The following is a 25,385-nucleotide window of genomic DNA, read 5'->3' as shown; positions in this document are numbered from 1 at the left end:
GCCTCGTCGGCGGCAACTTTATCCGGCGGGGACGGCCGCACCAGGGAGGGCACGCCCAGCGCCGGTAACCCGGGGGCGGTCCGCCGCGCGGCTGCCTATCCTTGGCGACGACATGCAGAATCCAGCCGTACCCGCCGCCCCTGAGACCGCCCGCGACCTGCACCGCCGCCTCGCCCCCCTGATGTTCCGCGATCAGCGCCGGCTCCAGCGGCGGCTCGACGGCGTGCGCCGGCTGCGCGACCCGCAGCGGCGGGAGGCGGCGCTGGCCGAGATCGCGGCCGAGGTGACAAGGGCCGAGGCGCGCCTGGCGGCGCGCCGCGCGGCCGTGCCGGCGATCACCTATCCGCCGCAGTTGCCGGTCAGCGAGCGCAAGGACGACATCGCCGCCGCGATCCGCGACCACCAGGTGGTGATCGTGGCCGGCGAGACCGGCTCCGGGAAGACCACCCAGCTCCCCAAGATCTGCCTGGAGCTGGGGCGCGGCATCACCGGCCTGATCGGGCACACCCAGCCGCGCCGGCTGGCGGCCCGCACGGTCGCCGACCGGATCGCCGACGAACTCGGCACCGAGCTGGGCGACGTGGTCGGCTACAAGGTGCGCTTCACCGATCAGGTGGGCGACAACAGCCTGGTCAAGCTGATGACCGACGGCATCCTGCTGGCCGAGTTGCAGACCGACCGGATGCTGCGGCAGTACGACACGCTGATCATCGACGAGGCGCACGAACGCAGCCTCAACATCGACTTCATCCTCGGATACCTCAGACAGCTCCTGCCCCGCCGCCCCGACCTCAAGGTCGTCATCACCTCGGCCACCATCGAGACCGACCGGTTCGCGAAGCACTTCGCCGACGCCGAGGGCAACCCGGCACCGGTGGTCGAGGTGTCCGGGCGCACGTACCCGGTGGAGGTCCGCTACCGGCCGCTGGTCGAGGTCACCGAGGCCGAGGAGGAGGACGAGGCCGACGAGGAGAACGTCCGGGACCAGATCCAGGCCATCGGCGACGCGGTCGAGGAACTGGCCGCCGAGGGGCCCGGCGACATCCTGGTGTTCCTCAGCGGCGAGCGGGAGATCCGCGACACCGCCGACGCGCTGGGCAAGCTGGTCCAGAAGAAGCGGTCGCTGCTCGGCACCGAGATCCTGCCGCTGTACGCCCGGCTGTCCACCGCCGAGCAGCACCGGGTCTTCGCCGCGCACTCCAACCGCCGGGTGGTGCTGGCCACGAACGTCGCGGAGACCTCGCTGACGGTGCCCGGCATCAAGTACGTGGTGGACCCGGGCACCGCCCGGATCTCCCGCTACTCCAGCCGGCTCAAGGTGCAGCGGCTGCCGATCGAGCCGGTCTCGCAGGCCAGCGCCAATCAGCGCAAGGGCCGCTGCGGGCGTACGTCGGACGGCATCTGCATCCGCCTCTACGACGAGCAGGACTTCGACTCCCGCCCCGAGTTCACCGACCCGGAGATCCTGCGGACCAACCTGGCCTCGGTCATCCTCCAGATGACCTCGATCGGGCTCGGCGACGTCGCGGCGTTCCCGTTCATCGACCCGCCGGACCGGCGCAACGTCACCGACGGCGTCAACCTGCTGCACGAGCTGGGTGCACTCGACCCGGCCGAGAGCGACCCGGCGAAGCGGCTCACCGCGCTGGGCCGGCGGCTGGCCCAGCTCCCGGTCGACCCCCGGCTGGCCCGGATGGTCCTCGAAGGCGAGCGCAACGGCTGTGCCACCGAGGTCGTGGTGATCGCCGCCGCGCTGTCCATCCAGGACCCGCGGGAACGCCCGGCCGACAAGCAGGCCCAGGCCGACCAGGCGCACGCCCGGTTCGCCGACAAGGAGTCGGACTTCGTCGCGTACCTGAACCTGTGGCGTTACCTGCGGGACAAGCAGCGGGAGCTGTCGTCCAGCGCGTTCCGCCGGATGTGCAAGGCCGAATACCTCAACTACCTTCGGGTACGCGAGTGGCAGGACATCGTCAGCCAGTTGCGCCAGGTGCTGCGTACCTCCGACAAGGGTGAGGGCCGGCGCGGCGCCGGCGCCGACCTGCCCGAGGAGATCGACACCCCGAAGGTGCACCAGTCGTTGCTGCCCGGCCTGCTGTCGCATCTCGGCCTCAAGGACGCGCAGAAGCACGAATACCTGGGCGCGCGGGGCGCGAAGTTCGCGATCTTCCCCGGGTCGGCGTTGTTCAAGAAGCCGCCGCGCTGGGTGATGGCCGCCGAGCTGGTGGAGACGTCCCGGCTGTGGGGCCGGGTGGCCGGGCGGGTCGAGCCGGAGTGGGTCGAGCCGCTGGCCCAGCACCTGGTGAAGCGCAGCTACAGCGAGCCGCACTGGGAGAAGAAGCAGGCCGCGGTGATGGCCTACGAGAAGGTCACGCTGTACGGCATCCCGATCGTCACCTCCCGCAAGGTGAACTTCGGGCGGATCGACGCAGGTCTGAGCCGGGAGCTGTTCATCAGGCACGCCCTGGTCGAGGGCGACTGGCAGACCCACCACCAGTTCTGGCGGGACAACCAGAAGCTGCTGACCGAGATCGAGGAGCTGGAGAACCGGGCCCGGCGTCGCGACATCCTGGTCGACGACGAGACCATCTTCGCCTTCTACGACCAGCGGATCCCCGCCGACGTGGTCTCCGGACGGCATTTCGACTCGTGGTGGAAGAAGACCCGCCGGGAGCAGCCCGACCTGCTCACGTTCACCCGCGAGTTGCTCGTCAACGACGGCCGGGGCGGGGTGGACGAGGAGGACTTCCCGGACGAGTGGCGGGCCGACGGCGTGACGCTGCCGCTGACGTACACGTTCGACCCGACCGTGCCCACCGACGGCGTCACTGTGGACATCCCGCTGCCGCTGCTCAACCAGGTGCCGGCGGAGAGCTTCGACTGGCAGGTGCCGGGGCTGCGCGAGGAACTGGTGATCGCGCTGATCCGGTCGCTGCCCAAGCCGGTACGGCGCAACTTCGTGCCGGTGCCCGACTACGCCCGCGCCGCGCTCGCCGCGATCACGCCGGGCGAGGAGCCGCTGCTGGCCGCGCTGACCCGGCAACTGCGCCGGATGACCGGGGTGACGGTTCCGGCCGACGCGTGGGACCTGAGCAGGCTGCCGCCGCACCTGCGGGTCACGTTCCGGGTGCTCGGCGACGACGACAAGCCGGTCGCCGAGGGCAAGGACCTGCCGGCGCTGCAACGCGAGCTGCGCCAGGAGGTACGCCAGGTCGTGGCCGCCGCCGCGCCCGACGTGGCCCGTACCGGGCTGACCGAGTGGTCGATCGGCGCGCTGCCGCGCAGCATCGAGCAGGTACGCGCCGGCTTCGCGGTGACCGCGTACCCGGCGCTGGTGGACGAGGGCGCGACGGTCGGGGTGAAGGTTTTCGACTCCGCCGCCGAGCAGGAGGCGGCGCACTGGGCGGGCACCCGGCGGCTGCTGCGGCTGACGCTGCCGTCACCGGCGAAGTTCCTCCAGGGGCGGCTGAGCAACGAGGCGAAGCTGGCGCTGTCGCGCAACCCGCACGGCAGCGTGCCGGAGCTGATCGAGGACGCGGCCGGCGCGGCGATCGACAAGCTGATCGGCGACGCGGGCGGTCCCGCCTGGGACGCCGAGGGCTTCGCCGCGCTGCGCAATACGGTCCGGGCGGACCTGGTGGACACCGTGGTCGAGGTGATGGAGCGGGTACGCCGGGTGCTCGCCGCCGGGTACGCGGTGGAGCAGCGGCTCGGCGCCACCCGGAACCTCGCGGTGGTGGCCGCCCTGGCCGACATCCGCAACCAGCTCACCGGCCTGGTGCACAGGGGTTTCATCACCGAGACGGGGTACGCGCGCCTGCCCGACCTGCTGCGCTACCTGACCGCGATCGAGCGGCGGCTGGACCGGTTGCCGGGCAACCCGCAGCGGGACAAACAGCAGCAGGATCGGGTCGCCGTGGTGCAGAAGGAGTACCAGGACATGCTGGCCGCGCTACCGCCGTCGCGGCGCCAGGAGGCGGCGGTCCGCCAGATCCGCTGGATGATCGAGGAGTTGCGGGTGAACGTCTTCGCCCAGGCCCTGGGAACCCCCTACCCGGTCTCCGAGCAGCGGATCTACCGAGCCATGGACGACGCCGAGTCCCGCTGACCCGCCCGCCCCACCCCACCCGCCGCGGGCGGGGGGGGAGGGGTCACGTGGTGACGCGGGTGATGAAGGCGGTGAGGTGGGAGAGGGTCCGGTCGATCTTCTCCTCGAGGGTCAGCGACTCGGGCAGGCGCGCGCCGGGGCCGGCGTCCTTGCGGCCCCGTAGGTAGAGCGAGCAGGCGAGATCGTCGCAGAGGTAGATGCCCACCGAGTCGCCCTGCTGCCCCGCCTTGCCCGCCTTGCGCGCGACCATCAGGCTGACGCCGCCGACCGGATTCGTCAGGCACACCGAGCACATGTTGCGGCGTTGCCGCCCGGGCCCGGGGCTCGAGCGGCGCAGGGCGAGGGCGACCGGGCGGCCTTGCGGGGCGGCGACCAGGTAGGCACGGTCGGGCGCCTGGGGATCCCGCCAGCCGAGGTAGTCGAGGTCGGCCCAGGGACGGGTGCCGAGGTCGCGCGGGACGTGCAGCCGCTTCGCCTCGCCCTTTGTGCAGTTCACGAAGGCGGCACGGATCTCGGGTTCGGTCAACGGAGTCATACACCTGAGGGTAATTTTCCTAAAGGTATTAGGCAAAGGCATAATGAGTCATGGTGAGAGGAGACTCATGGCCCGCGCGGGACTCAATCGAGGACGTCTGATCCAGGCCGGGGCGGAGCTGGCCGACGAGGTCGGCTTCGACCAGGTGACCGTCTCGGCGCTGGCCAGGAGGTTCGGCGTGACGGTCGCCAGCCTCTACTCGCACGTCCGCAACTCCCATGACCTGCGGGTCGGGATCGCGCTGCTCGCACTCGGTGAACTCGCCGACGAGGCCGCCGACGCGCTCGCCGGGCGGGCCGGCAAGGAGGCGCTGACCGCATTCGCGAACGTCTACCGCGACTACGCCCACCGCCATCCGGGCCGCTGGGCCGCGGCCCAGTTGCGGCTCGACCCGCAGACCGCGGCCGGCAGCGCCGGCATCAGGCACTCCCAGATGATGCGGGCGATCCTGCGCGGCTACCACCTGCCCGAGCCGGAGCAGACGCACGCCGTCCGCCTGCTCGGCAGCGTCTTCCAGGGTTTCGTCGGCCTGAAGATGGGGGGCGGCTTCGACCACAGCGCACCCGCTCCGCCGGAGAGCTGGGAGCGGGTTCTGGACGCCGTCGACGCCCTGCTGTGCAACTGGCCGACGGCCGACGCCACCTAGGCCAGCGGCTCCACGCCGGGCGGAAGCCGGTCGGTGGCGGTGGCGTCGTGGACGTACTCCAGGAGGATGCGGCGCAGCTCGCGCCCGGCGTGGGTGGGCACCACGTCGCGGCGGCGGGCCACCGCGATGGTCCGGCGGACGCCGGGCGGGACGAGCCGAGTGACCAGGATGCCGGCGCGGCGGGCCACCACGATGCCGGGCACCAGCGCGACGCCGAGCCCGGCCTCGACGAAGCTGAGCACGGCGTCCATCTCCCCGCCGTCGACGGACAGAGTCGGCTCGAACCCGGCCGCCCGGCACGCCTGGAGCGTGGCGTCACGCAGGTCGTAGCCCTCACGGAACATGACGAGCGGCTGGTCGCGCAGGTCGGTGATCCGCAGTTCCCCGGCTTCCGAGGCGCCGGGCAGCGGGTCGACCGAGGCGACCACCAGGCTCTCCCGCAGGATCGGGTCGGCGCGCAGCCCCGGGTCGGTGCCGGCCGACGGCATGATGATCAGGGCGAGGTCGAGGTCGCCGCGGAGCAGGTCACGGACGAGGTCCTGCGAGCCGCCCTCCTCCACGCGCAGGTCGATCGTCGGGTGCGCGTCGCGGAACCGGCGCAGCACCGGCGGGGCGAGCGAGGTGGCGAGGCTGGGCGTGGCGCCGAGCCGGACCCGGCCCCGGCGCAGGCCCACCAGCTCCTGCACCTCGCGGGTGGCGGTCTCCACGTCGGCGAGGATCCGCTTGGCCAGCGGCAGCAGCACCTCACCTGCCGCGGTCAGTGTGATGTTGCCCCTTACCCGTTCGAACAGCGGGGCCCCCAGGTCGGTCTCCAGCGCGTGAATTTGCTTACTCAACGAGGGCTGGGTTATGCCGACAAGATCGGCTGCCTGGGTGAAATGTCGTACTTCGGCGACCGCCACGAAGTACCGAAGCTGATGGAGCTGCATCTACATAGCCTACGGCTATCAACGCTGCGATTTCGATGCATTGGACGCCTGATCGAAGTGCTCCTAGCGTCGACCGCGTGGTAATCACGAAAACTCGGTCGCCCATCCGCTCGAACGTCGGCCTCAAGGCCGTCATGGCGGTGACGGGCATCATCCTCGTGCTGTTCCTGATCGCGCACATGCTCGGCAACCTGAAGATCTTCACGGGTGAGACGTCGTTCGACCACTACGCGCACTGGCTGCGGGACATCGGCACGCCGCTGCTGCCGACGACGTGGTTCCTGTGGATCCAGCGCACCGTGCTCACGGTCGCCGTCCTCGGGCACATCGGCGCGGCCACCGTGCTCGCGATGCGGTCCCGGGCCGCCCGCCCGGTCCGGTACGCGCACCGCCGCAAGATCCACGTGAACTACGCGGCCCGCACGATGCGCTGGGGTGGTGTGATCATCCTGCTCTTCGTGATCTACCACATCCTCGACCTGACCACGGGTCACCTGAACCCGCAGGGAGACCCGGCCAACCCGTACGGCAACGTCGTCGCGGACTTCGCCCCGGAGCGCTGGTACGTCACGCTCTTCTACTCCCTCGCGCTGGTGACCCTCGGCTTCCACCTGCGCCACGGCGCGTTCAGCGCGTTCCGCAGCCTCGGCCAGCAGACGCCCAAGGGCGAGCGCCGGGCCAAGATCGCCGCGCTCGTCTTCGCCGTCGCGCTCGTCGGCGGCTACCTGCTGGTCCCGTTCGCCGTGATCACCGGATTGGTGTCCTGACATGGATCTGTACCGCGAAGGCGACCCGATCGCCGACACCCGGGCCCCGGACGGCCCGATCGAGACGCGGTGGGAGCGCCACCGCTTCGAGATGAAGCTGGTCAACCCGGCCAACCGCCGCAAGATGACGGTGATCGTGGTCGGCACCGGCCTGGCCGGCGGCTCCGCCGCCGCCACGCTGGCCGAGCAGGGCTACCAGGTGCGGTCCTACTGCTACCAGGACAGCCCGCGCCGGGCCCACTCGATCGCCGCGCAGGGCGGCATCAACGCCGCCAAGAACTACCGCAACGACGGCGACTCGGTGCACCGGCTCTTCTACGACACGGTCAAGGGCGGCGACTTCCGCTCCCGCGAGTCGAACGTGCACCGGCTGGCCGAGGTGTCGGTCAACATCATCGACCAGTGCGTGGCCCAGGGCGTGCCGTTCGCCCGCGAGTACGGCGGCCTGCTGGACACCCGCTCCTTCGGCGGCGCGCAGGTGCAGCGCACCTTCTACGCCCGGGGCCAGACGGGCCAGCAGCTGCTGCTCGGCGCGTACCAGGCCCTGGAGCGGCAGATCGGCCTGGGCAACGTGGAGATGAACGCCCGCCACGAGATGCTCGAGCTGGTGATCGTCGACGGCCGGGCGCGCGGCATCGTGGTCCGTGACATGGTCACCGGTGAGATCAGCACCGAGATGGCCGACGCGGTGGTGCTCGCCTCCGGCGGCTACGGCAACGTCTTCTACCTCTCCACGAACGCCAAGGGCTGCAACGTCACCGCCTCGTGGCGGGCGCACCGCAAGGGCGCGTACTTCGCCAACCCCTGCTACACGCAGATCCACCCGACCTGCATCCCGGTCTCCGGCGACCACCAGTCGAAGCTGACCCTGATGAGCGAGTCGCTGCGCAACGACGGCCGGGTGTGGGTACCCAAGGCCAAGGGCGACCAGCGCAGCCCGCGGGAGATCCCCGAGGACGAGCGGGACTACTACCTGGAGCGGATCTACCCGTCCTTCGGCAACCTGGTCCCCCGCGACATCGCCTCCCGCGCCGCGAAGAACGTCTGCGACGAGGGACGCGGCGTCGGCCCGACCGGCCTCGGCGTCTACCTGGACTTCGCCGACGCGATCAACCGGCTCGGCCGCAAGGCCATCGAGGCCAAGTACGGCAACCTCTTCGAGATGTACGAGCGGATCACCGGCGAGGACCCGTACGAGGTGCCGATGCGGATCTACCCCGCCGTGCACTACACCATGGGCGGCCTCTGGGTCGACTACGACCTCCAGTCGAGCATCCCCGGCCTGTTCGTGATCGGCGAGGCCAACTTCTCCGACCACGGCGCGAACCGGCTCGGCGCCTCGGCGCTGATGCAGGGCCTGGCCGACGGCTACTTCGTGCTGCCGAACACGCTCGCCAACTACCTGGCCTCCAACTCGCTGGACAAGGTCGACGCCAGCCACCCCGAAGCGGTCGCGGCGCGCACCGAGGTCGAGGACCGGATCAAGCGGCTGCTGGCGATCGACGGCGACCGCACGGTGGACTCGTTCCACCGCGAGCTGGGCCAGATCATGTGGGAGCACTGCGGCATGGAGCGCTCCGAGGCCGGGCTGCGCAAGGCGATCGACGAGATCCGCGCGCTGCGTGAGCAGTTCTGGCAGCGGGTGCGCGTGCCGGGTGACGGCGAGGGCCTCAACCAGTCGCTGGAGAAGGCCGGCCGGGTGGCCGACTTCTTCGAGCTGGCCGAGCTGATGTGCATCGACGCCCTGCACCGCGAGGAGTCCTGCGGCGGCCACTTCCGGGCCGAGCACCAGACGCCCGACGGCGAGGCGCAGCGCGACGACGACCGGTTCGCCTACGTGGCGGCCTGGGAGTTCACCGGCACCGGTGAGCCCGTGCTGCACAAGGAAGACCTGACCTTCGAATACGTCCACCCCACGCAGCGGAGCTACAAGTGAACCTGACCCTGCGCATCTGGCGCCAGACCGGCCCCGAGGACAAGGGTCGGATGGTGACCTACCCGGTGCAGGACGTGTCCCCGGACATGTCCTTCCTGGAGATGCTCGACGTACTCAACGAGCGGCTCATCCTCGACGGCGAGGAGCCGGTCGCGTTCGACCACGACTGCCGCGAGGGCATCTGCGGCATGTGCAGCCTCATGATCAACGGCGAGGCGCACGGCCCGCAGCGCGGCACCACCGCCTGCCAGCTGCACATGCGGCAGTTCTCCGACGGCGACACGATCGACATCGAGCCGTGGCGGGCCCGGGCCTTCCCGGTCGTCAAGGACCTGGTGGTCAACCGCAACGCGTTCGACCAGATCATCGCCGCCGGCGGCTACGTGACCGCGCCGACCGGCAGCGCCCCGGAGGCGCACTCGGTGCCGGTGCCGAAGGCCGACGCGGACGCCGCGTTCGAGTCGGCGGCGTGCATCGGCTGCGGCGCCTGCGTGGCAGCCTGCCCGAACGGCTCCGGCATGCTGTTCACCGCCGCGAAGATCACCCAGCTCTCGCTGCTGCCCCAGGGCCAGCCGGAGCGCTACACCCGGGTGATCGGCATGGTGGACGCGCACGACGAGGCGGGCTTCGGTGGCTGCACCAACATCGGCGAGTGCGCCGCGGCCTGCCCGAAGGGCATCCCGCTGAACACCATCGGCCGCCTCAACCGGGACTACCTGAAGGCGACCGCCAAGCGCTCCGGTTCCTGACCGGGCACGGCACGACAGACCCGACCGCCGCGTCCCCGCATCGGGGGCGCGGCGGTCGCGCTCGCACGGGGGTACGCCCGGCGATTGGTACGGTGAAGCGCCAGCCGCGTCACCGTCTCTCCCGGGAGGGCACCCATGGCCCGGACCGCTCCCCCGCAGGCGTCCTCCCCCGAGGCGGGTCACGACGTACCGGCCGGCCCGCCGGAGTCGCTGCTGGAACGCGCCTTCACCGAGGCGTTGCACAGCCCCGGCGACAGCGACGAGGTCGCCACCCGGATCCTCGACGCCGCGTACAAGCAGTTCTGCCGCATGGGCATCCGCCGCTCCACGATGGAGGACGTGGCCCGGCGGGCGGGCGTCTCCCGGATCACCGCGTACCGCCGGTTCGCCACCAAGGACCGGCTGGTCGAGCAGGTGGTCCGCCGCGAGTTCCGGCGCTACTTCGACCGGTTCCTGGTCGACATCCAGCAGGCGGCCACCGTCGGTGACCGGGTGGTGCTGGGCTTCGTCAGCGCGCTGGACGCGATCCGCCGCAACCCGCTGATCGGCGGGCTGATGAGCGTCGAACCGGACGTGCTCATCCCCTCGATGATCAGCGATGGCGGACGCACGCTCGCCACGGTGCAGCGATTCGTCGCCGGGCAGTTGCGGCGCGAGCAGCGCGCCGGCACCATCGCCGCCACCGTGGACGTGGAGGTGGTGGCCGAGCTGATGACCCGGCTGTCCTGCTCGTTCCTGCTCACCCCGAGCCACGTCATCGACCTGGACGACGCCGACGAGCTGCGGGAGATGGCCCGCCGTTTCCTCGTACCGATGCTGGAGCGCGGCTCACAGGCCGAGTGACCGGCCGATCACCTCCTTCATGATCTCGGTGGTGCCGCCGTAGATGGTCTGGACGCGGGCGTCCAGGTAGGCGCGGGCCACCGGGTACTCGCGCATGTAGCCGTAGCCGCCGTGCAACTGGAGGCACCGGTCCACGACGCGCTGCTGCAACTCGGTGCACCACCACTTCGCCATCGCCGCCGTCTCCGCGGTGAGGTCCGGCGCGACCAGGCAGTTGTCGACGAAGACCCGGCCCAGACGCAGCTCGGTGGCGAGTTCGGCGAGCACGAACCGGTTGTGCTGGAAACTGCCGATGGGACGGCCGAACGCCTGGCGCTGCCTGCAGTAGCCGAGCGTCTGCGCGAACACCGTCTCGGCGCCGGCGAGCGCCGCGACGGCTATCGACAGCCGCTCCAGCGGCAGGTTGCGCATCAGGTAGGCGAAACCCTCGCCCTCCGTGCCGAGCAGGTTGGCCGCCGGCACGCGGACGTCGGCGAAGAACAGCTCGGCGGTGTCCTGCGCCTTCTGCCCGAGCTTGTCGAGGTTGCGACCGCGCTCGAACCCGGGCATGCCACGCTCGACCACGAGCAGGCTGACCCCCCGCCGCCCGGCGCCGGGGTCGGTACGGGCCACCACGACGACCAGGTCGGCCAGGATGCCGTTGCTGATGAACGTCTTCTGCCCGTTGAGGACCCAGTCGTCGCCGTCGCGTACCGCTGTGGTGGTGATGCCCTGAAGGTCGCTGCCCGCGCCGGGCTCGGACATGGCGATGGCGGTGACGATCTCGCCGGAGCAGAAGCCCGGCAGCCAGCGCTGCTTCTGCTCCTCGGTGGTCAGGTCGGTCAGGTACGGGCCGATGATGTCGTTGTGCAGGCCGAACGCGGGCCCGCTCGCACCGGCCCGGGCGAGTTCCTCGGTCAGGACGGCGTGGAAGCGCCGATCGGTGACCCCGGCGCCGCCGTACCGTTCGTCGACGAAGAAGCCGAGCAGTCCGGCGGCGCCGGCGGCCCGCCACACGCCGCGGTCGACGATGCCGTCGGCCTCCCAGCGCTCGTGGTGCGGGGTGATCTCCTTGTCGATGAAGGCGCGCACCAGTTCGGCGAACGCCAGGTGGTCGGCGGTGAAGATCGCGCGGTCCATGTGAGTCGGCTCCTCCCCTGCGCTACCGGGCCATGTCCGCGACGGCGGCGACGAGGCGCCGGGGGTCCTCGCCCAGCGGCGCGACGTTGAGGATCGTCACGCCCGCGTCGCGGTACTCCTGGACCCGGTCGCGCACGTAGCTCTCCGGTCCGATCAGGCTGGTGCGTTCCAGCAGTTCCGCCGGCACCGCGGCGGCGGCCTCGGCCTTGCGGCCGGCCAGGTAGAGATCCTGGATGCGGTCGGCCTCGGCGGCGTAGCCGTAGCGGCACAGCAGGTCGTGGTAGAAGTTGCGGCCCTTGGCACCCATCCCGCCCACGTACAGGGCGATCAGCGGCCGGGCGAGGTCGCGCAGCCCGGTCACGTCCGGGCCGATCGCCATCGGCCCGCCGGCCACCACCTCCAGCGGCCCGAGATCAGCCGACCGTTTCGCCCGGCCGGCCGCCAGCGCGGCACCCCAGACGTCGCCCGCGCGCCGCGGGTCGTAGAGGAACGGCAGCCACCCGTCGGCGATCTCGGCGGTCATCCGGACGTTCCGGTCACCCAGGCTCGCCACGTAGATCGGGATCCGGTCGCGGACCGGGTGGGTGAGGATCTTCAGCGGCTTGCCCAGCCCGGTGCCCTCGCCGGGCGGCAGCGGCAGCCGGTAGAGGCCGTCGTTCGTCAGCGTCTCGCGCCGCCACACCCGCCGGCAGATGTCGATCACCTCGCGGGTGCGGGCCAGCGGTCTGTCGTACGCGACGCCGTGCCATCCCTCGATCACCTGCGGTCCGGACGCGCCGAGGCCGAGGATGGCCCGGCCACCGGACATCGCGTCCAGGCCCGCGGCGGTCTGCGCCAGCAGAGCCGGGGTACGCGAGAAGATCGGCAGGATCGCGGAGCCGATGTGGACGCGGCTCGTCCGGGCGGCGAGGTAACCCATCACCGTGGGCGCGTCGAAGCCGTACGCCTCGGACACCCAGACCACGTCCAGGCCGTCCTGTTCCCAGGCGGCCACGTCGTCGGCGCCACCACGGGGGTCGGCGGCGTACGCCAGTGTCGTCCCGATACGCATCAGTGCGCTGCCTCCTGCTTCCGGCGGACGACGCCGTCGTCCAGCCACCTCGGTAGGTGTGCGCCCAGTCCCCACTCGGTGAGGACGGGCTCGGTGTCCGCGCCGGGCGCGGGGGGCGGGCCGCCGACCCGGCCCGGTGTCCCGGACAGGCGGGGCGCAACGGCCGGCTGCCGGACGCCGAAATGCTCCTCGTACGTGCCGCGCGCGGCCAGGTGCGGGTGGCCCGGCGCCTCAGCGAGGGACAGCACCGGCGCGACGCAGGCGTCGGTGCCGTCGAACACCGCCGTCCACTCGGCGCGGGAACGGCCGGCGAACACCTCGGCGAAGCGGGCGCGCAGCACCGGCCATCCGGCCACGTCGTGCTGTGCCGGCAGGTCTGCGCCTGCGAGCCCGAGCAGCCGCAGCAGCTCGGCGTAGAACTGCGGTTCCAGCGCGCCCACCGCCATGTGGCCCTCGTCGGCGGTGGCGTACACGTCGTAGAACGGCGCGCCGCCGTCGAGCAGGTTGCGGCCCCGCTCGGGTCGCCAGGTGCCCTGCGCGAGCATCCCGGCGAACGGGGTGGTGAGATGGGCCGCGCCGTCCACGATGGCGGCGTCGACGACCTGCCCCCGGCCGGTGGCGGCGGCGACGTGCAGCGCCGCCAGGATGCCGACGACCAGGTAGAGCGAGCCGCCGCCGAAGTCGCCGACCAGGTTGAGCGGGATCTGCGGCGGCCCGCCGGCGCGGCCGATCGGGTGCAGCGCCCCGGCTACGGCGATGTAGCCGATGTCGTGGCCGGCGGCGCGGGCCAGCGGCCCGTCCTGTCCCCAGCCGGTCATCCGCCCGTACACCAGGCCCGGGTTACGGGCCAGCGCGGTCTCCGGTCCGACGCCGAGCCGCTCGGCCACGCCGGGGCGCCAGCCCTCGATCAGGATCGCGGCCCGGGCGGCCAGCGCGAGGACCACCTCGGCGCCGCCGGGGTGCTTCAGGTCCACCACGATCGAGCGTTTGCCCCGGTTGAGCAGGTTCCGCGCGGGGTCACCGGCCGGGAGCGCGCCGGGTTCCGGCCGGTCCACCCGGACCACGTCGGCGCCGAGGTCGGCCAGCAGCATGGCGGCGAACGGGCCGGGTCCGATCCCGGCCAGTTCCACGACCCGGACGCCGTCCAGCGGCCCGCTCACGCGCCGGCCCGTGGGGCGAAGCGGGGTGCGCGGCCCTGGGCCCGGCTGAGCAGGGCCTCACCGAAGTCGGCGCCGGCCAGGGACTCGACCATGAGCCGGATCGCGTCGGTCGCGGCCTCGGCGGCGCCGGTCTCCGAGCCCGACCACACCTGCCGCCGGATCACCGCCATGGACGCCGGTGAGCAGTGCTCGGCCAGGACCGCGGCATAGGCTTGTGCCTCGGCCAGCACCTCGTCGCGCGGGAGCACGCGTTGCACAAGCCCGATCCGGAACGCCTCCGCGGCGTCGACCTTGCGGCCGGACAGCAGCAGGTCCAGCGCGGCGCCGACGCCGATCAGCCGGGGCAGCAGCCAGGCGCTACCGTACTCGGCGACGAGGCCGAGCCGGCTGAACGAGGTGGACAGGCGCGCCTGCGCTGCCATGAAGCGCACGTCGGCGTAGAGCGCGTGGACCAGGCCGAGGCCGGCCGCGCCGCCGTTCATCGCGGCGACGATCGGCGTGCCGAGCGTCAGCGGCAGGTGCGGCGGGAAGCCGAACTCGCCGGCGAGCAGGTCGCGGTTGCGTTCGTCGAGCAGCGCGGCGAGCGCCTCCGGGTCGGCGCCGGCGCAGAACCAGTCACCGGAGCCGGTGACCACGACCGCCCGGACCTCCGGGTCGGCGTCGGCCGCCACCAGGGCCGCGTAGTAGTCGCGGAACATGTCCAGCGACATCGCGTTGCGCCGGTCGGGCCGGTCGAACCAGATGGTGCGCACGCCATCGGCGGTGGCGGCCCGCAGGCCGGCGCCTATCGTGACATTTGACATTTGATACCCTTAACTGGTGGTGGACCGCGGCAGGATCCAGAACGTCTCTCAGCCCCAGCTCTCCGAGACCGTGGCGAGCCTGCTGCGCGACCGGATCATGTCCGGCCAGCTGCGCCCCGGCGAACGCATCCGGCTCGAAGAGGTCGCCCAGGAGACCGGGCTGAGCATCACGCCGGTACGCGAGGCGCTGCTGATGCTGCGCGCGGAGGACATGGTCGAGCTGCAACCGCGCCGGGGACACGTGGTGGCGCCGCTGTCGAGGCAGGACATCATCGACGTGTTCAGCCTCCAGGGCCACATCGCCGGTGAGCTGGCCGCCCGGGTCGCCGTCAGCATCACCCCGGAGCAGCTCGACGACCTGCGGCAGCAGCACGAGCGGCTGCGCCGCGCCGCCCAGGCCCGGCAGGTCAGCCGGGTCGAGCAGCTCGAATACGAGTTCCACCGCCGGATCAACCGGCTCGCCGACGCGCGCAAGCTGTCCTGGCTGCTGCGCACCGTGACCCGCTACACGCCGTCGCGGTTCTACGCCGCCGACGCCCAGTGGCGGGCCGGCATGGTCGCCGATCACGAGGCGCTGCTCGACGCGCTCGCGGCGAGCGACCCGGAGGCGGTCCGGCCGGTCATGGCACGGCACTTCACCGACGGCGCGGAGCGGCTGGTCAAGCACCTGGACGGCCTGGGTGTGTGGAACGAGTGAGTCATCGGCGGCCATGACGCCACGCGAACATCGCCAGCGAACGCTTCATCGCGGCGGCGGACGGCTGGAGTGTCATCACCTCGATCAGCGGCCGGAACCGCTGCCACGTCACCGATCGCGCCCGGGCGAACTCGCGCAGGCCGTCCGCGCCGTGGACCCGCCCGAACCCCGAGTCGCCCACGCCGCCGAAGGGCAGTGACGGCACGCCCGCGTACCCCAGCACCGAGTTGACCGACACCGCGCCGGCCCGCAGCCGCCCGGCGAGCGCCAGGCCACGGCGGCGGTCCCGGGTGAAGATCGAGCCGGAGAGCCCGTAGCTGGTCGCGTTCGTCCGGCGTACCGCCTCGTCGGCGTCGGCGACCGGGTTGACCACGAGCACCGGGCCGAACGTCTCCTCGGTGACGGCGGTGCTGTCCTCGGGCACGTCGGTCAGCACGACCGGCTCCACGAACGGGGGCCGTACCGAAGCCGCGTCACCGACCACCGCCCGGCCGCCCCGGTCGAGCGCGTCGGTGACGTGGCGCCGCACGACCTCGAGCTGGGTGGGCGTGGTCATCGGCCCGTACGGCGCGTCCGGCTCGGCACCAGGCCGGACCTGCCGCGCCAGCTCGGTGAGCGTGGCCAGGAACGGCTCGTAGACGGACCGTTCGACGTAGACGCGCTCGACTCCGGCACACGTCTGCCCGGCGTTGCCCAGGCCGCCGAAGACTGCCGCCTGCGCCGCCGCGTCGAGGTCGGCGTCGGCGGTGACGATCAGCGCGTCCTTGCCGCCGCCCTCGATCACCACCGGCGTCAGGCTCTCGGCGCAGGCGGCCATGACCGCGCGCCCGGTCGCTGCCGAGCCGGTGAACGCGATCTTGTCGACCGCGGCGCGGCACAACGCGGCGCCGGTCGTGCCGTCACCGGTGACCACCTGGAGGACCGGGTGTCCGGGAAGCAGCTCGTGCCAGCGCTCGGCCAGCCACACCCCGACGCCCGGGGTGAACTCGCTGGGCTTGAACACCACCGCGTTGCCGGCGGCGAGCGCGTGCGACACCGCACCCATCGGCGTGTAGACGGGGTAGTTCCACGGCCCGATCACGCCGACCACACCGTACGGCACGTACTCGACGGAGGCGGCCTGGTTGAACGCGAGCAGACCGGACGAGACCGACCGCCTCCTGAGCACCCGTGCGGCGTGCCGGGCCGCCCAGTCCAGGTGCTCGACCGCGAGCATCACCTCGAGCTGCGCCCCGGCGAGGCTCTTGCCGGTCTCGCTCCGGACGATCCCGGCGAGTTCCTCGATGCCGCTCGCGACCGCCGCCTTGTACGCCAGCAGGTGCCGGCGGCGCTGCCTGGCGTCCAGACCGGCCCACCAGCCGGCCGCCTCGCGGGCCCGTGCCACGGCGGCGCGCACTGCGGCGTCGTCGGCGATGTCGTAGTCGGCGCGGTGCTCACCTGTCACCGGGTCGACGACGCGCAGCCGGCGAGGGTGCTCAACGAGGGACGTCATCGGCGACCTCCTGACATTTGATATTCGATAGTTTAGCCTTGCTGTCAATCCCTCACGATGCGCTGGAGGTACCGCGGTGGACTGGAGCGACGAGCAACTGTCACTTGTCGAGGCGGTGCGGGACTTCTGCCGCCGCGAGGTCGGCACCCGCGAGCAACGGCACCGTCTCACCGACGGCGGGCGGGAACCGCACAGCCCGGAGCTGTACCGGAGGATGGCCGACCTCGGCTGGCTGGGCCTGTCGCTGCCGGAGGAGTTCGACGGCGGCGGCGCCGGCATGACCGAGCTGTGCCTGTTCCTGGAGGAGACCAGCCGGGCGATGGTGCCCATCGGCGGCTTCACCACCTCGATCATCGTCGCCGCCACCTACCAGCGGTTCGGCACGCCGGAGCAGAAGAAGCTGATCCTGTCCGGCGTGGCCCGCGGCGTGGTCGAGGCGGTCGCGATGTCCGAGCCGGAGGCCGGCTCCGACGTGGCGAACCTGAGCTGCCGGGCCGAGCGGCGCGGCGACGGGTGGGTGGTCAACGGGCAGAAGACGTGGTGCTCCAACGCCCACCTGGCCGAGCACATCCTGCTCGTCGCGCGCACCTCGGGCCGGGCCGGCGACCACCAGGGCCTGACCATGTTCCTGGTCCCGGCCGGCGCGCCCGGCCTGACCGTCTCCGGCATCGACACCATGGGCGGCCGCGAGGTCAACGATCTCTACTTCACCGACTGCGTGCTGCCCGCCGACGCGGTGGTCGGCCGGGTCGACCACGGCTGGCGGCAGCTGATGGCCGGGCTCAACATGGAACGGCTGATCCTCGCCAGCGTGGTGCTCGGCATCGCCCGGCGCGCGTTCGACGACGTGGTGGCGTACGTGAAGGACCGCCGCCAGTTCCGCCGGCCGATCGGCTCGTTCCAGGTGATCCGGCACCGCCTGGCCGACCTGGCCACCGAGATCGAGTGCGCCCGGCTGCTCGTCTACGACACCGCCGCGAAGGTCGACAAGGCGCCGGACACGGTGCTGCCCCGGGAGAGTTCGATGGCGAAGCTCAAGGCCACCGAGACGGCCCGGCGCGTCGCGCTGGACGCCATGCAGATGATGGGCGGCTACGGCTACACCACGGAGTTCGACATGGAGCGCCTGGTCCGCTCGGCGATCGTGTCCACCGTGTACGGCGGTGCCAGCGAGATCCAGCGCGAGATCATCGCCAAGACGTACGGCCTGTCCGAGCAGATGTCCTGACCCGACGCGGCCCGGCCGGTGAGGGGCATACCACCGGCCGGGCCGCGTGGTCGTCTACTCGAACCGCTCGCCCCGCTCGGCCATGGCCGTCAGCAGCGGCGGCGGGTCGAACCGCTCGCCGTAGCGCCCTGCGAGTACCCGGGCGCGGGCCACGAAGCCGGGCAGCCCGCCGTCGTACTGGTTGACGTACTGCAGGACGCCGCCGGTCCAGCTCGGATAGCCGATCCCCAGGATCGAGCCGACGTTGGCGTCCGCCACCGAGGTCAGCACGCCCTCGTCGAGGCACCGCACCGACTCGATCGCCTCGATGAAGAGCATCCGCTCCTTGAGGTCCTCGAAGGGCGTGTCCAGGTTCGTGCCGCCGAACTGCTCCCGCAGCCCCGGCCAGAGCCCGGCCCGCTTCCCGTCGCGGTAGTCGTAGAAGCCGGCGCCGCCGGAGCGCCCGGTCCGGCCGCACTCGTCGATCATCCGGTCGATCACCGCGTCGGCGGCATGCGGCTGCCAGGTGCCCCCGGCGGCCACCGTCGCGGCGGCCGTCTCCAGGCGGATCCTCCGGGGCAGGGTCAGGGTCAACTCGTCCATCAGCGCGAGGACCGGCGCGGGATAGCCGGCCTGGCTGCTGGCCTGCTCGATGGTCGCCGCCGGGATGCCCTCGGCCAGCATCGCCACGCCCTCGTTGGTGAACGTGCCGATGACCCGGCTGGTGAAGAAGCCCCGGCTGTCGTTCACGACGATCGGCGTCTTACGCAACTGGCGGACGACACCCAGCGCACGGCCCAGCGTGGCCTCGTCGGTCCGCTCCCCGCGGATCACCTCGACCAGCGGCATCTTGTCCACCGGGGAGAAGAAGTGCAGCCCGACGAACTCCTCCGGCCGGCTGACGCCCTCGGCGAGCAGCGTGATGGGCAGCGTGGAGGTGTTGGAGGCGATGAGCGCGTCCGGCGCGACCTGCTCGATCTCGGCGTACACCTTGTGCTTGAGCGCCGGATCCTCGAAGACCGCCTCGATCGCGAGGTCGACGCCGGCCAGGTCGGCGAGGTCGCCGGTGGCGTGGATGCGGCCCAGGATCTCGTCCCGCTTCTCCGGCGTGGACCGGCCCCGCGCGACCGCCTTGTCGAGCAGGTTTGCCGAGTACGCCTTGCCGCGCGCCGCACCCTCGGCGGTGACGTCCTTGAGCACCACCCGCATCCCGGCGCGGGCGCAGACGTACGCGATTGCGGCACCCATCATGCCCGCGCCGACGACGGCGACGCTGCGTACCGGCTCGTGGTCGCCTCCGGCGGTGCGGGACCGGGCGGCCTGGAGGTCGAAGAAGAGCGCCTTGATCATGTTCTTGGCGATCTGGCCGGTGGCCAGATCGGTGAAGTACCGCCCCTCGATGACGAACGCGGTGTCCAGGTCGACCTGGGCGCCCTCGACGGCGGCGGCGAGGATGTTGCGCGGCGCCGGGTAGGGCGCACCCTTGAGCTGCTTGCGCAGCAGCGCCGGCATGGCCGGCAACTGCATCGCGAGCCCGGGGCTGGACGGGGTGCCGCCGGGCATCCGGTAGCCCTTGCGGTCGTACGGCTGGGTCGCGTCCGGGTTCGCGGCGATCCACTCCCGGGCGGCGGCCATCAGGGCGTCCCGGTCGGCGGCCAGCTCGTCGACGAGCCCGTGCGCGAGCGCGTCCTGCGGCCGGCGGCGCTGGCCGCGCAGCAGCCAGTCGGTCAGCGCGGCGGTGACGCCGAGCAGCCGGACGGTACGCACCACGCCGCCGCAGCCGGGCAGCAGGCCGAGTGTGACCTCGGGAAAGCCGATCTCGATGGCCGGGTCGTCGAGCACGATGCGGTGGTGGCAGCCCAGGGCCAGCTCCAGCCCGCCGCCGAGGGCGGTGCCGTTGACGGCGGCGACGACCGGGCGGCCGAGCGTCTCCAGCCGGCGTACGGCCTTCTTGAGCGCGGCCGCGTCGGCCGCTGACGCCTCGGCGTCGGCGGGCGTGAGCCGTACCAGGGTCTCCAGGTCGCCGCCGGCGAAGAAGGTCTGCTTGGCCGAGGTGACGATCACGCCGGTGATCCGGTCACGCTCGGCTTCGAGCCGGTCCACGGTGGCCGCCAGGCTCTCGCCGAACTCCGCGTTCATCACGTTCGCCGAGCGGCCGGGGTGGTCGAGGGTGAGCAGCACGATGCCGTCGTCGCCGTGCTCCCACCGGATGGTGTTTGCCATTCGTGCTCCTCAGATTCGTTCGATCACTGTCGCGATGCCCATGCCGCCGCCCGCGCAGAGCGTGGCCAGGCCGTAGCGGCCGCCGCGTCGTTCCAGTTCGTCGACGAGCGTGCCGAGGATCATGGCGCCGGTCGCGCCGAGCGGGTGACCCATCGCGATCGCCCCGCCGTTGGCGTTGACGATGTCCGGGTTCAGGCCGAGGTCGGCGACGAACCGCAGGACCACGGCGGCGAACGCCTCGTTGATCTCCACCAGGTCGAGGTCGTCGACGCCGAGACCGGCCTTCGCGAGCGCCTTGCGGGCGGCCGGTGCCGGGCCGGTGAGCATGATGGTGGGGTCGGCGCCGCTGAGCGCTGTGGCCACGACGCGGGCGCGCGGGGTGAGACCGGCGGCGGCGCCTGCCGCCTCGCTGCCGATCGTGACGAGCGCCGCGCCGTCGACGATGCCGGAGGAGTTGCCCGCCGTGTGGACGTGCTCGATGCGCTCGATCCAGTGGTACTTCTGCAACGCGACCGCGTCGAAGCCGGCCTTCTCGCCGATCTCGGCGAACGAGGGGCGCAGCGCGCCGAGGCTCTCCGCCGTCGAGTCGGCCCGGATGTGCTCGTCCCGGTCCAGCACGGTCAGCCCGTTGCGGTCGCGGACCGGCACCACGGACCGGGCGAAGTAGCCGTTCGCCCACGCCTTCGCGGCCCGCGCCTGCGACTGGAGCGCGTACGCGTCGACCGTCTCCCGGTCGAAGCCGGCGATGGTGGCGATGAGGTCGGCGCTGATGCCCTGCGGCACGAACCCGGTAGTGAAGTTGACCTCTGGGTCGAGCGCCCACGCCCCGCCGTCGGAGCCCATCGGCACCCGGGACATCGACTCGACGCCACCGGCGAGGACGAGATCCTCCCAGCCGGAGCGCACCTTCTGCGCGGCGATGTTCACCGCCTCCAGGCCGGAGGCGCAGAAGCGGTTGAGCTGCACGCCGGCCACCGTGTCGGGCAGGCCGGCGGCGACGGCGGCGGTCCGGGCGATGTCGGCGCCCTGGTCGCCGAGCGGGGACACCACCCCGAGCACGATGTCGTCGATCAGCGCCGGATCGAGGCCGGGCATCCGCCGCAGGGTCTCCTCGATCAGGCCGGTGATCAGCGAAACCGGCTTCACCCCGTACAGCGATCCGGTCGGCTTGCCCCGCCCGCGCGGCGTGCGCAACGCGTCGTAGATGAACGCATCGGTCGTCATGCCAAGCTCCTCATCGCTCACCCGCATGCGAATTTCGCCTAACTTTTCTTGAGCCTGCCGCCGCTTGTCAAGAAGCGTCAGGCGCTGTCCGGCTCCGAACCTGGGCGACGAGAACCGCCGAGGGGTGTCACCTGGGGCACGCGAGGGAGCGCTAACGTGTACGGGTGCGACGAGCAGCAGGCGACACCGCCCCGGCACCGGTCAAGCGGCCCAAGGACCGCAAGGCCCGCATCGCGCTCGCCGGGGCCGAGTTGTTCTGCGAGCGGGGCTACCACGGTGTCTCGGTGGACGAGATCGCCGCCGCCGTCGGCATCAGCGGGCCGGCCGTCTACCGGCACTTCCCGAACAAGTACGCGATCCTCGTGCACGCCACCCGGGAGGTCGTCGGCGCCCTGCTCGCCGCGACCGAGCAGCCGGCGGCGAGCAGCGCGGACGGGCTGCTCGACGAACTGCTGCGCGCGCTCGCCGAGGTCGCGGTGAGCAGGCGGCGGGTGGCCGGGCTGTACCAGTGGGAGGGCCGCTACCTGACGCCCGAGCACCGGCAGGAGTTCGCCGCCTCGATGGCCACGCTCGTCGGCCGCGTCGCCGCGCCGCTGCGCGAGCTGCGCCCCGAGCTGACCGCCGCGCAGGCCGGCCTGCTGGTGAACGCGGCGCTGAGCGCGTTCGGCAGCGTGACCACGTACCGGACCGCCGGCGCCGACACCGAGCACCTGCTCACCCGCGTCGCCTGGACGCTGCTGCGGACCGGCGCGCCCACGGTGCCGCCCCGGCGGCGTCCCGCCCCGCGGGACACGCCCGCCACCGGGCCGGTGCGCCCGGTCTCGCGGCGCGAACTGCTGCTCGTCGAGGCGATGCGCCTGTTCCACAGGCACGGCTACCACGCCGTCGCGGTGGAGGACATCGGCCGCGCCGCGGGCATGCAGGCGTCGAGCGTGTACCGCTACTTCCCCGGCAAGGCCGACCTGCTCGCGGCCGCCTACTACCGGGCCACCGACCGGCTCACCGGGGCCACCACCGCGGCGATCGCCGAGGCGAGTGACCCGGCCGACGCGCTGCACCGGGTGGTACGCGCGTACGTCGACTTCGCCTTCGGTCAGAGTGATCTGATCGCGGTGTACCTGGCGGAGAACAACAACCTGCCGGACCGGGACCGCCACCAGTTGCGCGGCGCGCAGCGGCTGCACGTCGAGGAGTGGGTGGGGCTGGTCCGGGCGGTCCGTCCGGACCTGCCGGCCGCCGACGCCCGTGTGCTCGTGCACGCCGCGCTGAACGTGGTCACCGACGTCGGACGGCTCGGCCGCTTCGACCGCACCGCCGGCTACGACGACCAGACCGCCCGGCTCGCGCTCGCCGTCCTGCACGCCTGACCGGCGTCACCGCAAGCGCGCGGGCGGCGTGAAGCGCTGTGGTTGACTGACACCCATGGTCCCGTGCCCGTCCGCGTCCGCCCGGACGATCCGGTGACCACCGGGCCGGCCGCGGCCACCCGGCCTCGCAACCGCAGACAGGTCATCGTCGAGTCGGCCGGGCAGGTGTTCAGCGAGCGCGGCTACCACGGCGCGTCCATGGAGGAGATCGCCGCGGCGGTCGGGATCAGCGCGCCCGCGCTGTACCGGCACTTCCCGAACAAGTACGCGTTGTTCGCCGAGTGCGCCAACGTGATGGTGGACAACCTGGTCGGGGCCGTCGACGAGTGGCCGCCCGACGCGGCGCTGGCCGACGTGCTGCTGGCCCTCACCAAGGTCACCGTCGCGCACCGCGCCTCCGGCGGCCTCTACCGGTGGGAGGCCCGCTACCTGGGCCGCGCGGACCGCCACCTGCTCCGCGCGAAGTTCGGCCACGTCGTGGGCCGGGTGACCGAGATGGTACGACGGGAGTACCCGCTGCCCGGCGAGCGGCTGCGGGCGGTGGCCGCGCTCGGGGTGATCGGCTCGGTGACCATGCACCGCACCTCGATCGCCCAGCGCCGGATCGAGGATCTGGTGCTGCGGTCCGCGATGCGGGTCGTCGCCACCGATCCGGCCACCGCCGCCGGGACGGCGCGGCTGGTGGAGCTGCCCGCCCAGCCGGTGCCCCGGACCCGGCGCGCGGAGATCCTGGCCGCGGCCGTACCGCTGTTCGCCCGGGACGGGTTCGCCACCGTCACCAACGCGCAGATCGCCCAGGCGGTGGGGCTGGCGCCGTCGGCGATCTACCGCCACTACCCCGGCAAGGTGGACATCCTCGTGGCCGCCTGCCTCCAGGCGGCGGAGCTGCTCGCCCAGGCGGTGGACCGCAGCCTCCAGCGGGCTGCCGACCCGCGTCAGGCGGTGGTCGCGCTGGCGGCGGCGTACGTGGCCTACTGCTTCGAGCACAACACCCTCAACAGCGTCGCCGAGGCCGAGGTGGCCGGACTTCCGGACGACGTCCGGCGTCCGCTCATCCTCGCCCAGCGGGAGCACATCGCGGTCTGGGAGCAGCAGTTGCGGGCGGTCCGGCCGGACCTGGACCGGCGGCAGGCCCGGCTGCTCGTGCACGCGGGGTTCGGCGTGGCGGTGGAGGCCGGGCGCGCCCTGCGCTGGCAGGACTCGCCCGGCCACCGGGACGCGGTCACCGCGCTGGTCACCGGCGCCCTGACGCTCTGAGCCGGCACGGACTCAGGTGCCCGGCCGGTTCATGACCGGGATCGTGATCGGGGTGTGCGACGCGGACGAGCCGTTGTTGAGGAACAGCATCGCCAGCCCGCGGATGAACCTGTCGAACAGGCCGAACGTCTCCGGCATGAGCGGCGAGAGCCCTTCGCGGAACATCACGTACGTGGGCCAGCCGGCCTCGATCACGCCCCGGGAGAGGTAGTCGCGGGGCAGCCGCAGCCAGTCGCCGATCCGGTCGGTGAGCACGTAGCGGGCGAACTCCCGCTGGAATCCCCGGGTGACGCCCAGGTCCACCGAGGACGTCAGGTTCAGCAGGATGTCGGCCAGGTCGATGCCCTCGGGCGTCGGCGCGAGGAGCGGGGACAGCGCGTACCGGGACTGCTCCTCGGCGGCGGCCCAGCTGTTCGGGATGAACTCGTCGCGGACCCCGAGCAGGTGCAGCGCGACCTGCCACATGTGCAGGTAGGCCTCCTCCTCCGCGGCCGACATCCGCAGTCCCCAGCGACGCCAGTCGAGCAGCTTGCGGTGCACGTACGTGCCGAGGCTGTGGAAGGTGATGAGGATGTCGCCGTTGCTGATCGGGATCGGGTGGTCGGTGACGCCGCGCCATGGCGCGGACTGCGGCAGCAGGTGCCGTACGGCCGCGTGGGTGAGCCGCGTCTTGTGCGAGGTGACCACGAAGCTGCCGGTGGCCTTGAACGCGTCGGGGGCGCTCAGGTCGTAGCCGTAGGTGAAGGTCTTCGCGGCACGCGACTTCATGTCCGCGCCGCCCTCGGACCAGTAGACGTTGCGGGCCTCGCGCGGGATCACCGTGCTCATGATCCCGCTGCCCAGGCCGTAGAGCAGGAACAGGTACATGCTCATGCGCTTGTTGAACTGGGCGGCGCGGTCCAGCTTGGCCTGGTCGGCCCAGGAGGGCAGCGTGTTGACCTGTCGCAGGTAGGTGGTGAGCGCCGGGGGCAGGCCGGCGGGCAGCGCGTCGCCGTTGCGGATCCAGGACGCGAACGCGGTGTTCACCGCCGGGATCTGACCGGCGTCCAGCATCGAGGCGACGAGCGGGTCGGTGTCGTCGTCCCAGACGTCCCACGGATCGGTGACCGTGTCGGTCCCGGCGATCGAGCCGGACGACGACCACGCCCACGCCTTCGGGGCGTCCGCCACCGCTACCAGTCCCAGCGCGGCGCCGAGCGTCAGGACGCTTCGTCTACTGAGATTCTCCATTAGCACCACTTCCCGGTTTCGACCGGACATCGCCCTGAACAC

Annotated in this window: 20 protein-coding genes; 10 read left to right on the top strand and 10 right to left on the bottom strand. The window is 72.1% G+C overall.

Annotated features, from left to right (window positions below):
- Positions 1–112: 112 nt before the first annotated feature.
- On the top strand, positions 113–4,108 hold the full coding sequence (gene hrpA / locus NMK34_RS11445) for an ATP-dependent RNA helicase HrpA (protein ID WP_318333372.1): 3,996 nt from the start codon (positions 113–115) through the stop codon (positions 4,106–4,108).
- A 43-nt stretch (positions 4,109–4,151) separates the two neighbouring features.
- Here the strand turns inward: hrpA and NMK34_RS11440 are convergent, their stop codons facing one another.
- Entirely contained in the window at positions 4,152–4,643 is a 492-nt protein-coding gene (locus tag NMK34_RS11440; protein WP_318333371.1) for an FBP domain-containing protein, read from the bottom strand.
- Between the two features lie 67 nt (positions 4,644–4,710).
- On the opposite strand from NMK34_RS11440, the gene NMK34_RS11435 reads away from it, so the two are divergent.
- Positions 4,711–5,289: a TetR/AcrR family transcriptional regulator gene (locus NMK34_RS11435; RefSeq protein WP_318333370.1), complete on the top strand. Its 579-nt coding sequence runs from the start codon at positions 4,711–4,713 to the stop codon at positions 5,287–5,289.
- On the opposite strand, the gene NMK34_RS11430 is transcribed toward NMK34_RS11435, so the two are convergent.
- Entirely contained in the window at positions 5,286–6,218 is a 933-nt protein-coding gene (locus NMK34_RS11430) for a LysR family transcriptional regulator (protein WP_318333369.1), read from the bottom strand. The two genes, NMK34_RS11435 and NMK34_RS11430, sit on opposite strands and share 4 nt — an antisense overlap.
- 83 nt (positions 6,219–6,301) lie before the next feature.
- Between NMK34_RS11430 and NMK34_RS11425 the strand changes: the two genes are divergently transcribed.
- From NMK34_RS11425 to NMK34_RS11410, 4 genes are all read left to right on the top strand, one after another.
- Entirely contained in the window at positions 6,302–6,985 is a 684-nt protein-coding gene (locus NMK34_RS11425; RefSeq protein WP_318336323.1) for a succinate dehydrogenase cytochrome b subunit, read from the top strand.
- Position 6,986: 1 nt separating this feature from the next.
- Complete coding sequence (locus NMK34_RS11420) at positions 6,987–8,921, top strand: fumarate reductase/succinate dehydrogenase flavoprotein subunit (RefSeq protein ID WP_318333368.1); 1,935 nt, start codon at positions 6,987–6,989, stop codon at positions 8,919–8,921.
- Positions 8,918–9,670 carry a succinate dehydrogenase/fumarate reductase iron-sulfur subunit gene (locus tag NMK34_RS11415; RefSeq protein ID WP_013285329.1) on the top strand — a complete coding sequence of 251 codons (753 nt, stop codon included), beginning with the start codon at positions 8,918–8,920 and terminating at the stop codon, positions 9,668–9,670. Before NMK34_RS11420 ends, NMK34_RS11415 begins: the two co-directional genes overlap by 4 nt.
- A gap of 135 nt (positions 9,671–9,805) precedes the next feature.
- Positions 9,806–10,513 carry a helix-turn-helix domain-containing protein gene (locus tag NMK34_RS11410; RefSeq protein WP_318333367.1) on the top strand — a complete coding sequence of 236 codons (708 nt, stop codon included), beginning with the start codon at positions 9,806–9,808 and terminating at the stop codon, positions 10,511–10,513.
- Here NMK34_RS11410 and NMK34_RS11405 read toward each other — a convergent pair.
- The 4 genes from NMK34_RS11405 to NMK34_RS11390 are packed head-to-tail and all read right to left on the bottom strand — an operon-like array spanning position 10,499 to position 14,646.
- Positions 10,499–11,632, bottom strand: a complete 1,134-nt coding sequence (locus NMK34_RS11405; protein ID WP_318333366.1) for an acyl-CoA dehydrogenase family protein — start codon at positions 11,630–11,632, stop codon at positions 10,499–10,501. The genes NMK34_RS11410 and NMK34_RS11405 overlap by 15 nt on opposite strands.
- Positions 11,633–11,654: 22 nt before the next feature.
- Positions 11,655–12,683 (bottom strand): LLM class F420-dependent oxidoreductase, encoded by a 1,029-nt coding sequence (locus NMK34_RS11400; RefSeq protein ID WP_318333365.1) that lies wholly within the window; start codon positions 12,681–12,683, stop codon positions 11,655–11,657.
- Positions 12,683–13,843 (bottom strand): CaiB/BaiF CoA-transferase family protein, encoded by a 1,161-nt coding sequence (locus NMK34_RS11395; protein ID WP_318333364.1) that lies wholly within the window; start codon positions 13,841–13,843, stop codon positions 12,683–12,685. Before NMK34_RS11395 ends, NMK34_RS11400 begins: the two co-directional genes overlap by 1 nt.
- The gene (locus NMK34_RS11390; RefSeq protein WP_318333363.1) at positions 13,840–14,646 is read right to left on the bottom strand and encodes an enoyl-CoA hydratase-related protein; all 807 of its coding nucleotides are present in this window, start codon (positions 14,644–14,646) and stop codon (positions 13,840–13,842) included. Before NMK34_RS11390 ends, NMK34_RS11395 begins: the two co-directional genes overlap by 4 nt.
- 16 nt (positions 14,647–14,662) lie before the next feature.
- Between NMK34_RS11390 and NMK34_RS11385 the strand changes: the two genes are divergently transcribed.
- On the top strand, positions 14,663–15,343 hold the full coding sequence (locus tag NMK34_RS11385) for a GntR family transcriptional regulator (protein WP_318333362.1): 681 nt from the start codon (positions 14,663–14,665) through the stop codon (positions 15,341–15,343).
- Between the two features lies 1 nt (position 15,344).
- Here the strand turns inward: NMK34_RS11385 and NMK34_RS11380 are convergent, their stop codons facing one another.
- A complete protein-coding gene (locus tag NMK34_RS11380) occupies positions 15,345–16,835 on the bottom strand; it encodes an aldehyde dehydrogenase family protein (RefSeq protein WP_318333361.1) in 1,491 nt (496 codons plus the stop codon).
- A 76-nt stretch (positions 16,836–16,911) separates the two neighbouring features.
- Here NMK34_RS11380 and NMK34_RS11375 point away from each other — a divergent pair, with 76 nt between their 5' ends.
- The gene (locus NMK34_RS11375) at positions 16,912–18,063 is read left to right on the top strand and encodes an acyl-CoA dehydrogenase family protein (protein WP_318333360.1); all 1,152 of its coding nucleotides are present in this window, start codon (positions 16,912–16,914) and stop codon (positions 18,061–18,063) included.
- A 54-nt stretch (positions 18,064–18,117) separates the two neighbouring features.
- On the opposite strand, the gene NMK34_RS11370 is transcribed toward NMK34_RS11375, so the two are convergent.
- Positions 18,118–20,265 (bottom strand): 3-hydroxyacyl-CoA dehydrogenase NAD-binding domain-containing protein, encoded by a 2,148-nt coding sequence (locus NMK34_RS11370; RefSeq protein ID WP_318333359.1) that lies wholly within the window; start codon positions 20,263–20,265, stop codon positions 18,118–18,120.
- Positions 20,266–20,274: 9 nt separating this feature from the next.
- Complete coding sequence (locus NMK34_RS11365; RefSeq protein WP_318333358.1) at positions 20,275–21,489, bottom strand: acetyl-CoA C-acetyltransferase; 1,215 nt, start codon at positions 21,487–21,489, stop codon at positions 20,275–20,277.
- Positions 21,490–21,653: 164 nt separating this feature from the next.
- Here NMK34_RS11365 and NMK34_RS11360 point away from each other — a divergent pair, with 164 nt between their 5' ends.
- Positions 21,654–22,856 (top strand): TetR/AcrR family transcriptional regulator, encoded by a 1,203-nt coding sequence (locus tag NMK34_RS11360; protein ID WP_318333357.1) that lies wholly within the window; start codon positions 21,654–21,656, stop codon positions 22,854–22,856.
- Positions 22,857–22,919: 63 nt separating this feature from the next.
- On the top strand, positions 22,920–24,113 hold the full coding sequence (locus NMK34_RS11355; RefSeq protein WP_318333356.1) for a TetR/AcrR family transcriptional regulator: 1,194 nt from the start codon (positions 22,920–22,922) through the stop codon (positions 24,111–24,113).
- A gap of 12 nt (positions 24,114–24,125) precedes the next feature.
- Here the strand turns inward: NMK34_RS11355 and NMK34_RS11350 are convergent, their stop codons facing one another.
- Positions 24,126–25,343, bottom strand: a complete 1,218-nt coding sequence (locus NMK34_RS11350) for an oxygenase MpaB family protein (RefSeq protein WP_318333355.1) — start codon at positions 25,341–25,343, stop codon at positions 24,126–24,128.
- Between the last annotated feature and the right edge of the window lie 42 nt (positions 25,344–25,385).

The organism is Micromonospora sp. BRA006-A (genome assembly GCF_033433935.1).
Taxonomy (GTDB): domain Bacteria; phylum Actinomycetota; class Actinomycetes; order Mycobacteriales; family Micromonosporaceae; genus Micromonospora; species Micromonospora aurantiaca.
The sequence above is the reverse complement of the archived record's forward strand: the minus strand, read 5'-3'. Positions and strand labels throughout refer to the sequence as shown.